The organism is Colwellia psychrerythraea 34H (genome assembly GCF_000012325.1).
GTDB classification, from domain to species: Bacteria; Pseudomonadota; Gammaproteobacteria; order Enterobacterales; family Alteromonadaceae; genus Colwellia; species Colwellia psychrerythraea_A.
In genome coordinates, this window is sequence record NC_003910.7 from 1,016,858 (window position 1) to 1,029,855 (window position 12,998).

Here is a 12,998-nt window from a genome sequence, read left to right on the forward strand (position 1 = left end):
AAACGACCTAGGTGTGAATAAAACGAAAAGGCCCCGTTTATTCCATGTGAAGTGGATAAACGAGGCCTTTGTTATTTAACGATAGATTCAGTTAATTAATACTTAGGGTATAGCTCTTTTAAGCTTAGCGTTAATAGGAGTTAATTAAACGCTTGGTGATAAATGTAAGAAACAACCACGACCTGCAAAGGTCAATTGATAACTAGGCTCGCCATTTTTATCACTATCCATATTTTTTTCTAACAAGCCCTTATCAATTAAGTAGTCCAGCATAGTCGTTGATAACTCACCTAATTTTGCTTTGGTGGTAATTTCAAGCTTAGTGGCTACGCCTTTAAAAGAATACAACGCTTTAATTATCTTGGCTTCAGCTTCAGATATTTTTGGCATTTGGCCTTTGTATGCAGGATATTGATCTAATGGAAACTTGCCTTGAATGCTTTCATAAGAAGCTTGAATTGCTTTTATGTCACTACTTCTATCTTCCGTTAATTTAAAGGTGTGAAAAACTCCTGCTTCTTTGCTTAAGTAATCAACCTTGGCTAAAAAAATAGGTAAGTTGCAGCCTTGAGCCACATGGTAAAAGCCCGATTTCCATTTAGGTACTGGGCCACGCGTGCCTTCAGGAGTAAATAGGAAAAATACCCGGTTTAATTTTTGGCTATTGATAAATTGTTTTATCTGCTCAACTTGACCTACGCCTTTTGCAGAGCGATTAATAGGTATCGCGCCTAAATACATCATCCAAGTACCTAATACGGGTACTCGGCATAAACTGTCTTTTACCGAAAAGTAAATTTTTACATCTTGTAAAATAGCGGCACCTAGGGCGTAAACAAAATCCCAATTTGAGGTATGTGGTGCAGCAATCGCAACACCAGCACCTTCAGGTGCGATTTTACAAAGTTTCCATCCCGCAAGTTTAAACCACAGAGTGAAGATAAATTTTAAGAAATATTTTGTGAAAATACCGTCAAAGATGGTTTTTTCTCTTATGGTGAGTTCTTTTTTAGCCATGATAAAGTCAATATAAAGTTACTACTGAGATGGCGCAATTGTAACAGGAAAGTAGTCAAAAATATTGATGTAGGTATTAATTTTGTTCGCTTAACTGCTAATAATAATAACTAAATTTAAATGACTGTTTTAAAGTTGTATTAGGAAGCCTACGCTAGTGCATGCTGTTATTAATAATAACAATCGCTTAGCTAGTTTTTTATAAGAAAAATCACCTTTTTTTTATTGCTATAATGTTTAAAACAAGTGGTTTGAGCAATTTACTCGTTACTTACCAAGTGTTTTAACCTGTTTTTTATTTCAATTTGTTTCCGTTTATTGCCTAGTAATTATATGTTTTAGGCTAATCTATTGTATTTTAGGTGAATATTAGTAAATAGTAGCTTTACAGCATACTTTTCCCGTCAGAATATAACTTATCATCCCACTAGAAGAGTCTCTTGTATTTATATACAATCATATTACCTATGCATATTTTGCATCTCCGTAATTACTTAATGTATCAATGATAATCATATGGCTGCTATTTTAAATCTAAATAATAAAAACGAAGCGTTAAGTTATTTAAATGCTTGTCATTGTTTTGGTCGTTCACCAACTAATGTTGATACTGTCATTAATGCTCAAGAAGTCTCTCGCATTCACGCGGTTGTTGAATGGAATAATAACCAATGGCTTATTCGAGATTTAAGTAATAATGGTACTTGGGTAAACAATCAAAAATTAGTCAAAGATAACCCACATAAACTTAAGGTTGGAGATAAAATATTTTTTGCTTCAGGTGAAAGTCATGGCTTTGAGATACAAGATCTGAGACCACCGCAAAATATGTTACTGCCCATTGCCCAACCGGGTGATTGTGTTACTGAATCTCCAATTGTTTTGACTGATGGTAATTTACTTCCTTCGGAGCAGAATCCTGAGATCGCTTTATTTTATGTACCAAGTAAAGATCAGTGGTATAAAGAATTCCTTATTGATACAGACGGCAGTGCTTACCCTGTCGCCAATTCAGATTTATTATTTTTCAATAATCAAAAGTGGCAACTTAAATTAATCCCTTTAACTGAAAATACCGTATTAATGGCTAAAGCTAAACTATCGGTTGATCAAATAAAGTATCGTTTTAACTTAAGTCTAGATGAAGAAAATACCGAATTAACGGTAACAACGGATGATGAAAAATTTTGTTTAGCTAATAAAGCACATCATTACTTAACATTGAGCTTAGCGAGACATCGTGATGAAGATGCTAAACAAGGTATCGATGCCGATAACCAAGGCTGGCGTTTACCAGAAACACTAACTAAAGAGTTAGGATGTGACATCACATTATTCAATACACATGTTTGTCGCGCTAAACAGCAATTTAGAGACATGTTTGATGGTGCTTGCGATGGTGATGAGTTAATTGAGCGTAAAGGTAAGAAGATACGCTTTGCTGGCGTTTTTTATCGTATATATAAAGGTAATGAACTGATCGTAAATCGCGGACAAGATAAAGTATCTCTTACGGTATTACATGGATAACAAGTTACCTCATTACAGCCGTGAACGATTGTTGGGTGAAGGTGGTATGGGTAAAGTTTACCTAGCCCAAGATAATCAATTACAACGACAAGTTGCCATTAAAGAATTAACCTACCAGCCTAAAGATGATGAGGTTAATCACGCCCTCAAAGAAGCACGTTTATTAGCACGTGTGAACCATTCTAATATTATTCAAATTTATAATGTCCATGATGAAGGTGATCATATCTCCTTGGTTATGGAGTATTTCAACAGTAAAACGCTGACTCAGTTTCAACAGGAAGCCTATACCACTCTGGTACAGAAACTAGATTTATTACAGCAACTTTCTGCAGGATTAGCTGCTGCACATAAAAATGGTGTAATTCATTGTGATTTAAAGCCTAGTAATATACTAGTGAATGACCAAGGGCAGTTAAAAATCACTGACTTTGGCATTGCTTTATTGGCGAGTAATGAAAGCCAAAATAGTGAACAGACAGCAAGTAACAATCCGCTGCAGTTTGGAAGTTTACTTTTTATGTCACCAGAGCAAATAAAGCTGCAGGCGGTAGATTATCGTAGTGATATCTTTTCATTCGGTATTATTGCTTATCAATTAATGGTGGGTAGCCATCCTTTTGCTTACGGTAATAATGGTGGTTCTGCGACAGACGTTGCTAAAAGAATTTGTGAACATACACCGGAACACGCGAAAAATTTAATGCTGAATGCGCCCAGTGCGTTAACTGATTTGTTAATGGAAATGTTAGTTAAACCGCTTGAGCAACGAACATTAACCGCTGAAGCTATCGAGAATCGTTTAAAGCATATTAGAACGGCGCTATTGCAAGCCGAAATAAGTGAACAAGCGACAATGCCCTTGTCTTCTGGTTCAGCTAACATAGCTGGTGATGATACTGGTCAGTACACTCAAGCTGTTCATACAACACTGCTTTCCCAAAATACTCAAATAGTTCAGCCAGCTGACAACCTACAAGCGTCATGGTTTAAGCAAAACTATAAAACTGTCGCTAGCATAGCTTTACTGTGCCTGGTGATGATTTTATTCGTTGGCTTTTACAACACGCAAGAAGTTGAAACTAAACAAGTGGTTATTTTAAAACCGACACTGGCCGATAGCTCATTAATGGCACCAATGCAGCAAGATTTAGTTATTTCAGCAGTGGAAGATGCGCTGCGACAAGCGGTAATAAATACCAAGAATATGTATTTGATCTCGCAACGTGAAGTGAATGCTATTACCAAAGAATATCCAGATGATTTGAATAAGCTAAGGCAGGCGGTAGGTGCATCAGATATTATTTCAACTACACTTGAGTGCGATAATAGTCGCTGTAAAGTGAGCTTTTCACGCTTGGTTGTTAATGACAATAGCAGCGACAATTTATCGGTAAAATCTGAAAAAAACTGGTTAGCACCGGTAGATAAATTTAATGCAATTTTTAGCACCAGCCAAACACAGTTTGCCTCGCTTTTTCCTGAAGAATCAGAAGTCAATCAATCGGGTTTAGTACAACGCCCTATTAATGAAAATGACTACCGGAACTATATAGAACTTTACAGTCAGATTAAAGGACAAGGCGAATATAGTGTCGAAAGCTTAACTAAATTAGAGACGTTGTTAACACGTTCGCCTTATTTGTATGCGGCTTATGGTTTATTCCGCGAAACTGCTTCAAACCTATACACAGATAGCCGTGATGAAATTCACCTTAAACGACTTGAGTTAGTTCTACAAAACTCCCCACCTGAATATCGTTATAGTGTTTACCATGCTATTGATAGCTTTTTTGTAGCGTATAAAATCAAAGAGCTTGATACAGCGCAGCAACAAATAATAGAAGCGAAAAATAAAGGAGCAAGTAGTTTTGTCTTAAGTGAACTCAATGCAATTTTGTTTTTTTCTAAAGGTCAATATCAAAAGGCGGCAGATACTTTTGAAGAGGCACTTGTTTTAAGGCCCAGTACCACGTTACTTTATAATCTAGCCTTTAGTTACTGGCGTATGGGGGATTTATCCAAAGCTGAAGATGCGCTAAATAAAATGCTTGAAATTATCCCTGGTAACTATAAAGCACAACAATTGCAAGCCAATATTTGGTTACTGCAAGGAAAACTTGAGTTAGCGATTACAGCCTATGAAAAAATAGTAGCTGCTTTAAGTAATGGTAGAGATTTAACCAACTTAAGTTTGGCTTATGCATTAAATAAACAATATAAAAAATCTTTAATATATGCAAAAAAAGCTGTGGATTTGAGTCCGAAAAATAGAATTAGACGATTAAATCTGGCAGATATTGAGTTCATTTTAGGAAGAGTAAAATCATCAAACTTTAATTATAAGAAGGTGATTGATGCTCCAGTTGATAATAATAAATATAGATATTGGCTGGATATAGCTCAAGCACAGCTCCAGTTAAATCAGCAAAACTTAGCTATAGAAGCTTTAAATAAGGCAAAGCACCTTGCGCCAGATAATGGCGAAGTCGCATATACATCTGCTCTTGTTTATAGTGTTTTAGGTGAAAGGGTTTCTGCAATATTTGAAGTTAATAAGGCCTTAGCAAATAAAGTTGGCTCAGTTTGGTTCAACCTTCCTTGGTTTGATAGTTTGTGTGATGACAAAGAGTTTGAGCTCTTAATGGTGAAGTATAATAATCAAAAACGTTGTAGAACTTAGCTTTATTGCATTATATCACCATCGTCAATTCCAAATGTTGAATACATAGGTTCTTCTACTGTTAATTCTTGGGTTGTTTCAGCATCTTTGATGGTTACTAATTTATCAAAAGTTTCAGGGTCGTTCTCAAGTAGATTTAATAATCTTTCTAACTGAGTAGCGTCTGAACCAGCCAATTTTAATATTTTCTTGAGTAGTTTTGGATCATTTAAGGCAATGTCATTTAATCGGTCAACTAACACTGGGTCAGTCTCTGCAAGCGTGATTAACATCTCGGTAGAACTAGTAGTGCTCGCTGCAATAGCGCTAGGTAAATAAACACTGCTCGTTAGCGCTAGTACCATAGATAAAACTTTAATATATTTGTTCATGACATTTCCTATTTAATTTTTGTGATATATGTGTGAAGTATGTAGTTCATGTAAAAGTAATTTATGTGAAGAAGGATTTAGTTCCCTTCAAAGCTGGGTACAAATTTATAGACTAGGTGCGCCTTAAACCATGACAGCCAATTACAGTCTATTTAATACTGCTATATATTTGCTTTTTCACTATTTTCCCCTCTAATAAGTTACTGTTAAATGGTTGCTTATTGTATTTTTATTTTTTTGTCAATAATTTGGTATTAAAATTATCAATATTTTATTTTCGTAATGTAGTGTCATTTTTATTGCACAACCTACCTAAAAAATTCATTTGTTTTACTCAATATTTCATCAATGTCATCGTTTTTGTAATGGCGTGTAATGTTCTTTGACATTTAAATGTGGGATAGTTAATTGAGGCTAAAAAATAACAAGTTTCTTTGAAAACACTGATACTTTTAGAGTTGGGAAGGCAAAATAATGCATGCAATATTATCACTAAACTTAGATTCAAATCGGGGCTTAAACCTTGAGGCTGATGCTGTTTCAGATTCAGAAAAAACTAAAGGCACTCGTGGATTAAAGATAGTGAATAAGAATAATTCAGCGCCATGCAGCCAACCTCATGTAAGGCAAGTAGACGAAAGTTTGCTTACAAATTTAGCTCCGCATCAATTGCATGCTAAGGGAGCAAATAAGTGTTGTCAATGCGCGTATAACTCAGGGTTCGAGCAGGGTTCTCTGTTACAACAATTTATTAGTTTGGATATTGAAAGTCTTGGTGATGCGCCAGTAAGTGATGGTGGCGATCAAAAGAGTGTTCATCAAGCTTTTGCTCTAGGGTATAGCGATGGCGTTAATTCATTCATCAAAAACTAACATCATTTTTGAAATAGTTGCTCATACTGAAGGGGACGGACTACTTTTTGTACCGAGTTTTGCAACTGGAGTTGCGTATGAAAAATAGAAAAACTCTCTTAAGTAAGTCTGGTTTCAATTTGGTTCAAGTTGATGTATTAGATGGAAATGATAACGTAATAAGAATTTCTTATGAGGTAGTTGATCCTGATGAGGATGCTATCGGTCGTTTTGGTAGTTTAACAGAGGCGCAGAATTTTATTAATATGTTATGCCACCTGAACCATTTAGAACAAGACCAAGCGCTCCCACTCCGTAAAGGAGAATAGAAGGGGTATATACCCCTTGTCTTTTCATGTTTTCATCACGCTTTAGCTAATCGATAATTTACACATGATAAGGGTAACTAGTTAACACTGATTGCCCTTTTTATTTTTTAGGTAATCATAGTGCTTATCAAAATTACACCCTCTACTGAATCAGGAGCTAATAAATACTTCTTAAATTCTTCGCTTTCAATGCTATATAATACTACAGCGAAGTTAATTCCCTTTTTTTAAGTTATACCAATTACATTAAGTAATTGCCCATCTTCAAATGGTCTATATCTACACTTCTGCATTGCGCTCAATCCCAATAGCCAGCTATTGCTCAATCACGCGCCTTGAACTTGAAGATTTATCCTCATTGAATTTTGATCACTAAATTAATGTAAATGGTATTATTGGTAATATCAGCAGAAGAAAAAAATTAAATTCTCACGAAATTCTTACATTTTGAATAGTAACGACTATAAATATCATAACCTTGCTATTGAAAATGAGTTGTTCGACTCCATATTTATACTCCATCCTTATTTTGATTGGCAGCTAACATGACATACGCACTAGAAATTAGCGCACTTGAAAAGACCTATAAAGGCGGTTTTCAAGCGTTAAAAGGCATAGATTTAACCGTAAAGCAGGGCGACTTTTTTGCCTTGCTTGGTCCTAATGGTGCAGGTAAGTCTACTTCTATCGGCGTGATAACTTCATTGGTTAATAAAACGGGTGGTCAAGTAAAAGTCTTTGGTTACGACATTGATACCGATTTAGAAAAAGCTAAAAGTTTTATTGGACTAGTGCCGCAAGAATTCAACTTTAGTCAGTTTGAGCCCTTGGTTAATATTTTAGTCAATCAAGCAGGCTATTACGGCGTAAGTAAACCTATCGCGATACAGCGTGCAGAAAAATACTTAAAGCAGCTAGAATTATGGGACAAGCGTGATGAACCCGCTCGTGCACTCTCTGGTGGTATGAAGCGTCGTTTAATGATTGCGCGCGCGTTAATGCATGAACCACAAATGTTGATTTTAGATGAACCTACCGCAGGTGTTGATATTGAAGTGCGCCGTTCAATGTGGAACTTTCTAAAAGAGTTAAATGAGCAAGGTATTACCATTATTCTTACCACGCACTATTTAGAAGAAGCTGAAATGCTTTGTCGCAATATTGCTATCATTGATGGTGGTGAGATTGTTGAAGATACCAGTATGAAAAAATTATTAGCACAACTGGATGTTGAAACTTTTGTGTTTGATCTTCAAGCGAATATAACGCTAAGTAAATTAGAGCAATTTGCCGAGCAATCACAATCTGTCGCTTATCGAATTATTGATGACCATACCTTGGAAGTCGATTTAAAAAAATCGCAAAACCTTAATCAAATTTTTGAACAATTAAACGCTGCTGATATTGAAGTGCTGAGTATGCGTAATAAAAGTAACCGCTTAGAGGCTTTGTTTGTCAACTTGATAAATAAAAAACCGAGTACTACTCAAACTGACCAGCTAAGTGCTGTCGTTGGAGCAAACTAAATGAATAACTCTATTGCGTTAAAAAGTATTTTAACGAAAGAAATCCAACGTTTTACCCGTATTTGGGTGCAAACCTTAGTACCACCCGCTATAACTATTAGCTTGTATTTTGTTATTTTTGGCTCATTGATTGGTTCGCGTATTGGTGAAATGGGCGGCTTTGATTATATGTCGTTTATTGTGCCAGGCTTGATTATGATGAGTGTTATTACTAACTCGTATTCTAACGTGGCCTCGTCGTTTTTTAGTGCCAAGTGGCAGCGAAATGTAGAGGAAATGTTAGTAGCACCTGTGCCAAATTGGGTGATTGTGGCTGGCTATGTTGGCGGCGGAATGTGTCGCGGTATTTTAGTTGGCTTAATTGTTACCATAGTTTCATTACTTTTTGTTGATATTCAACTGCACAATATTTGGGTGATAATCGCTACGGTAACGTTAACGTCGGCAACCTTCGCTTTAGGTGGGTTAATTAACGCAATTTTTGCTGGCAGTTTTGATGATATTTCAATTATACCTACCTTTATTTTAACGCCATTGACTTACCTTGGCGGCGTGTTTTATTCGATTAGTTTATTACCTGAATTTTGGCAGGGCGTTTCTCAAATTAATCCTATTGTGTATATGGTTAATGCTTTTAGATACGGTTTTTTAGGCATATCTGATGTGAGTCTAGTTACCGCTTTTGCAGTAATTGGTTTCTTTATTGTTACTTTATTTACCATTGCGATGGTACTTATCTCTAAAGGTATAGGACTAAGAAGCTAACATGGCAGCTAATACGACAACGAGTATAAATACTATTGATACTCAAACATCATTGGGTGATTCTAAGGCGATTATTAGTAATCAAGAAGGTATTCACGAAAAGCTTGATGAAGTGGTGAAAAGACACCTAACTCATGCTTCCCAAAAGCCTTATCAAGCACATACTAAAGAAGCCTTTGCACAAATGGATGCATTGGTGAATGCCTTTCTAGTGGTAAATCCTGAGGGAGAGATTATCTTGGATGCGTGTTGTGGTGTTGGTCAAAGTACACGTATTTTAGCCAAGCAAAACCCACAAGCGTTAGTGATTGGTGTGGATAAGTCAGATCATAGAATTAATCGTAATGTTGAAGGTTTCGATGTTGATGATGGTTTTAGTGCCGAAAACTATCATTTAGTGCGCGCAGACTTGAATGATTTTTATCGATTAGTTAAAGCTGCTGATTGGCCAGTATCAAAACACTACATTTTATATCCTAATCCTTGGCCAAAGTCTAAACACTTACAACGCCGTTGGCATGGTAGTGCCGTTTTCCCACAAATGACCAGTATCGGTCAGCAGCTTATTTTGCGTAGCAATTGGCGTATTTATTTAGCTGAATTTCAACAAGCGGCTAAATTGGTCGATTTACGCGGTCAAATTGACGCTTTGCCAGTGGTTGACTCTTCGTTAGCATTAACGCCATTCGAAGCAAAATATCAAGCCAGCGATCAAATTTGTTGGCAATTAATATTAGGACGTGTTGAACTTTATTGATTGGTCTTGCAGTTGTTTATTAGACTTTTATACAACGGCGGAGCTTATGTTGTGTAGTTATTTAGGACAATATGCTCCTGCATTGTCTAGTAAGCTACATCCATGTAGCGTTACTCGAATAGGCGATAACGTAGTAAAAATGGTTAATAAACACTGCCCTTTGGATTCGTTTAAATGATTCTTACTCTTTGTTGCGAGGAATTTACATAGAATTACTATGTTACATGCCTTGCGCCGCGAGTATAAACCATTTAATTCGAACAAGAATCAACCATAAAAACTCAATACGCCCTAGAGCGATAGCAAAGATTGTGGTTTTGGTGACGAAATCACGAGACTTTTGCGCTATTTTTTATTAAAGTTTGTTTTTCGTCTCGGTTACAAATAGCCAATAATTATAAAACCTTGCGTGTGCGCACAACTGATGTTGGCCAAGCAGGTGAGTATATTGAAGTAAAGTGAATAACTATGAAAGCAACTAAGCGCATTGCAGAAGCAACGCAAGAGTCTTTACATCGAATTTTTACCATTGCTGAAGCTCCTGATTCTACCTTAGGACGTCTTGAGCAAGAGATGTCGCAAAATTTAGTGGGTTTTTTAAATAATCACATTGTTGCTAGCAAAAATGCCCTAACTGATATTGAGCAAGATTTCATTAATGCTCGTATTCCCGAGCAGCCTGAATTTGTTTCTGATCACATGCACCATTTGCTCGATAAATTAGTCGCGCAGTCAGTACATACTTCAAGTCCTAGTTTTATCGGTCATATGACCTCAGCATTGCCTTCTTTTATTTTACCTCTGTCTAAGTTGATGGTGGGTTTAAATCAAAACTTAGTTAAAGTTGAAACATCAAAAGCTTTTACGCCATTAGAGCGCCAAGTTTTAGGCATGATGCACAACTTGGTTTATCAACACGATGATGTCTTTTACAAAAACTGGATGCACAGTGCTGAACATTCCCTTGGCGCCTTTTGTTCAGGTGGTACTGTCGCTAATATTACCGCCTTGTGGGTAGCACGTAATAAGCTGTTAAAGGCTGATGGTGATTTTAGGGGCGTGGCTCGCGAGGGCTTACATCGTGCTATGAGGCATTATGGCTATCAAGACTTAGCTATTTTAGTGTCCGATCGTGGTCATTACTCATTGAAAAAATCGGCTGATATTTTAGGTATCGGCCAAGAAAATGTTATTGCGATACCTACCGATGAACATAATAAAATAGATTGCCAGAAGCTGGCGGATAAATGTCAGCAACTGGCAGCACAAAATATCAAAGTACTGGCAATTGTTGGCGTGGCCGGTACAACTGAAACCGGTAATATTGATCCACTTGATAAAATTGCTGAGATAGCCCAGCAAAATCAATGTCATTTTCATGTTGATGCTGCTTGGGGCGGAGCAACATTATTGTCGAACAAATATCGTCCTTTGCTTAAAGGCATCGAACAAGCTGACTCAGTGACCATTGACGCACACAAACAGATGTATGTGCCTATGGGGGCAGGTTTGGTTATTTTTAAAGATCCTGCCTCGGTAAGTGCGATTGAGCATCATGCGGAATATATATTACGTAAAGGCTCAAAAGATTTAGGTAGTCATACTTTAGAAGGCTCTCGCCCGGGAATGGCGATGTTAGTGTATTCGAGCTTGCATATTATTAGCCGACCAGGTTATGAAATGCTTATTAATCAGGCCATTGAAAAAGCAGAGTATTTTGCAGATATTATTCACCAGCATGATGATTTTGAACTAATTACTCGCCCTGAATTGTGTCTATTAACGTATCGCTATGCACCTAAGTCAGTTCAGGCTCTATTAGCTCGAAATGATGATGAAGCTAATAAGTCGGTGAACATGTTGCTCGGTAAATTGACCAAGTTTATTCAAAAGCGTCAACGTGAAGATGGGCGCTCTTTTGTCTCACGAACTCGCATTGAAGTAAGTCGATATGGTGGTGAAAAAGTTATCGTTTTTAGAGTTGTGTTAGCAAACCCACTAACTACTAAAGAAATTTTGCAAGGTATATTGCAGGAGCAATGTCAGCTTGCACAGGAAAGTGAGCAATTTTTACCTGAGTTGTTACAAGCAGCAAAATAAAATGACTAATTGATTCCCTTCGATAAGGTTTATCCCAGATAAAAGGCTCAAGTTATATTAGTTAACTTGAACCTTTTTGAAGACTGTGGCTAAAATTTTGTACATCATCGCCATCACTTTTTAATAGTTATGGTATAAGCCAAACTCTTGATTTATCTTCACGTTTTGCTTATCTGCCCAAACGTAATATTCATGATCTTCCAACTCGCTTGCTGCTTCTTTATCAAGTAGTACAATGGCATTTTCATGTAGTTGTAAAGATGATGCGGGACAAACTGCTGATAACGGGCCTGTAACCATCTCTTTTACTGCTTTTGCTTTACTTTTACCCGTTGCCATAAGCAGTACATATCTAGCATCTAAAATGGTAGCAATACCCATAGTCATGGCTAATGTTGGTTGAAACTCATCAGCAGCAAATAAACGACTGTTATCATTAAGTGTTTGTTGAGTTAGTGTTTTAATACGAGTACGAGAAGCTAGACTTGAAGTAGGTTCATTGAAGCCGATATGACCATTGGCGCCTATACCTAATATTTGTAAATCTATACCACCAGCTTGCGCAATTTTATCTTCGTAATCTAAGCCTTGTTCTCTAGGATTCTCACCTTGATTACAAGTAGGTAAAAATGTCTTCAATTTATTAATATCTACATGATTGAATAAATTTTCATTCATAAAATGACGATAGCTTTGTTGATTTTTTTCATTAATACCTAAGTATTCGTCTAAATTGAAACTTGTGGTGTTGCTAAAACTAAGCTCACCAGCTTTATACTTGTTAACCAATTCTTGATAAAGGCTAATTGGCGTACTGCCTGTTGCTAAACCTAAGACAGGGTTGGATTTTTTATTGATTAGTTCTGCTACCCATTCTGCAGCATTTTCGGCAACTTGTTGTGCATTATCAAAAATAATAACTTGCATGTTTTTTCCTTAAAAAAATGAAAATAAATTGCACTGTAAGCTTATATTCACAGTGATAAGCTTGTTAGCATGATATATATTATATAACCTTATTAAATAATGACAGCGCTGTCAATTATTGCTTTTGTATATAGATAATTA

The 12,998-nt window shown here is 36.5% G+C and carries 11 protein-coding genes; 8 read left to right on the forward strand and 3 right to left on the reverse strand.

Annotated elements, in window-relative coordinates:
* Window positions 1-144: 144 nt before the first annotated feature.
* Complete coding sequence (locus CPS_RS04435; RefSeq protein WP_011041840.1) at window positions 145-1,017, reverse strand: lysophospholipid acyltransferase family protein; 873 nt, start codon at window positions 1,015-1,017, stop codon at window positions 145-147.
* A 516-nt stretch (window positions 1,018-1,533) separates the two neighbouring features.
* On the opposite strand from CPS_RS04435, the gene CPS_RS04440 reads away from it, so the two are divergent.
* Entirely contained in the window at window positions 1,534-2,547 is a 1,014-nt protein-coding gene (locus CPS_RS04440) for an FHA domain-containing protein (RefSeq protein ID WP_011041841.1), read from the forward strand.
* Window positions 2,540-5,230 carry a serine/threonine-protein kinase gene (locus CPS_RS04445; RefSeq protein WP_011041842.1) on the forward strand — a complete coding sequence of 897 codons (2,691 nt, stop codon included), beginning with the start codon at window positions 2,540-2,542 and terminating at the stop codon, window positions 5,228-5,230. Before CPS_RS04440 ends, CPS_RS04445 begins: the two co-directional genes overlap by 8 nt.
* Before the next feature lie 2 nt (window positions 5,231-5,232).
* Here CPS_RS04445 and CPS_RS04450 read toward each other — a convergent pair whose 3' ends face one another.
* On the reverse strand, window positions 5,233-5,601 hold the full coding sequence (locus CPS_RS04450) for a hypothetical protein (RefSeq protein WP_011041843.1): 369 nt from the start codon (window positions 5,599-5,601) through the stop codon (window positions 5,233-5,235).
* A gap of 474 nt (window positions 5,602-6,075) precedes the next feature.
* On the opposite strand from CPS_RS04450, the gene CPS_RS04455 reads away from it, so the two are divergent.
* From CPS_RS04455 to panP, 6 genes are all read left to right on the forward strand, one after another.
* Entirely contained in the window at window positions 6,076-6,474 is a 399-nt protein-coding gene (locus tag CPS_RS04455) for a hypothetical protein (RefSeq protein ID WP_011041844.1), read from the forward strand.
* Between the two features lie 77 nt (window positions 6,475-6,551).
* Complete coding sequence (locus tag CPS_RS04460) at window positions 6,552-6,782, forward strand: hypothetical protein (RefSeq protein ID WP_041736669.1); 231 nt, start codon at window positions 6,552-6,554, stop codon at window positions 6,780-6,782.
* A 545-nt stretch (window positions 6,783-7,327) separates the two neighbouring features.
* Entirely contained in the window at window positions 7,328-8,308 is a 981-nt protein-coding gene (locus CPS_RS04465) for an ABC transporter ATP-binding protein (protein ID WP_011041847.1), read from the forward strand.
* A complete protein-coding gene (locus tag CPS_RS04470) occupies window positions 8,309-9,073 on the forward strand; it encodes an ABC transporter permease (protein ID WP_011041848.1) in 765 nt (254 codons plus the stop codon).
* A 1-nt stretch (window position 9,074) separates the two neighbouring features.
* On the forward strand, window positions 9,075-9,830 hold the full coding sequence (trmB, locus tag CPS_RS04475) for a tRNA (guanine(46)-N(7))-methyltransferase TrmB (protein ID WP_011041849.1): 756 nt from the start codon (window positions 9,075-9,077) through the stop codon (window positions 9,828-9,830).
* Between the two features lie 468 nt (window positions 9,831-10,298).
* Window positions 10,299-11,930, forward strand: coding sequence for a pyridoxal-dependent aspartate 1-decarboxylase PanP (gene panP, locus CPS_RS04480; RefSeq protein ID WP_011041850.1), 1,632 nt, complete (start codon window positions 10,299-10,301; stop codon window positions 11,928-11,930).
* Between the two features lie 120 nt (window positions 11,931-12,050).
* Here the strand turns inward: panP and nagB are convergent, their stop codons facing one another.
* Window positions 12,051-12,857, reverse strand: a complete 807-nt coding sequence (nagB, locus tag CPS_RS04485; protein ID WP_011041851.1) for a glucosamine-6-phosphate deaminase — start codon at window positions 12,855-12,857, stop codon at window positions 12,051-12,053.
* Between the last annotated feature and the right edge of the window lie 141 nt (window positions 12,858-12,998).

What these genes read in the sequence shown, in the direction of transcription:
- CPS_RS04435 (WP_011041840.1), bottom strand. Translation starts at nt 1,017, where the DNA reads ATGGCTAAAAAAGAACTCACCATAAGAGAAAAAACCATCTTTGACGGT.
- CPS_RS04440 (WP_011041841.1), top strand. Translation starts at nt 1,534, where the DNA reads ATGGCTGCTATTTTAAATCTAAATAATAAAAACGAAGCGTTAAGTTAT.
- CPS_RS04445 (WP_011041842.1), top strand. Translation starts at nt 2,540, where the DNA reads ATGGATAACAAGTTACCTCATTACAGCCGTGAACGATTGTTGGGTGAA.
- CPS_RS04450 (WP_011041843.1), bottom strand. Translation starts at nt 5,601, where the DNA reads ATGAACAAATATATTAAAGTTTTATCTATGGTACTAGCGCTAACGAGC.
- CPS_RS04455 (WP_011041844.1), top strand. Translation starts at nt 6,076, where the DNA reads ATGCATGCAATATTATCACTAAACTTAGATTCAAATCGGGGCTTAAAC.
- CPS_RS04460 (WP_041736669.1), top strand. Translation starts at nt 6,552, where the DNA reads ATGAAAAATAGAAAAACTCTCTTAAGTAAGTCTGGTTTCAATTTGGTT.
- CPS_RS04465 (WP_011041847.1), top strand. Translation starts at nt 7,328, where the DNA reads ATGACATACGCACTAGAAATTAGCGCACTTGAAAAGACCTATAAAGGC.
- CPS_RS04470 (WP_011041848.1), top strand. Translation starts at nt 8,309, where the DNA reads ATGAATAACTCTATTGCGTTAAAAAGTATTTTAACGAAAGAAATCCAA.
- trmB (WP_011041849.1), top strand. Translation starts at nt 9,075, where the DNA reads ATGGCAGCTAATACGACAACGAGTATAAATACTATTGATACTCAAACA.
- panP (WP_011041850.1), top strand. Translation starts at nt 10,299, where the DNA reads ATGAAAGCAACTAAGCGCATTGCAGAAGCAACGCAAGAGTCTTTACAT.
- nagB (WP_011041851.1), bottom strand. Translation starts at nt 12,857, where the DNA reads ATGCAAGTTATTATTTTTGATAATGCACAACAAGTTGCCGAAAATGCT.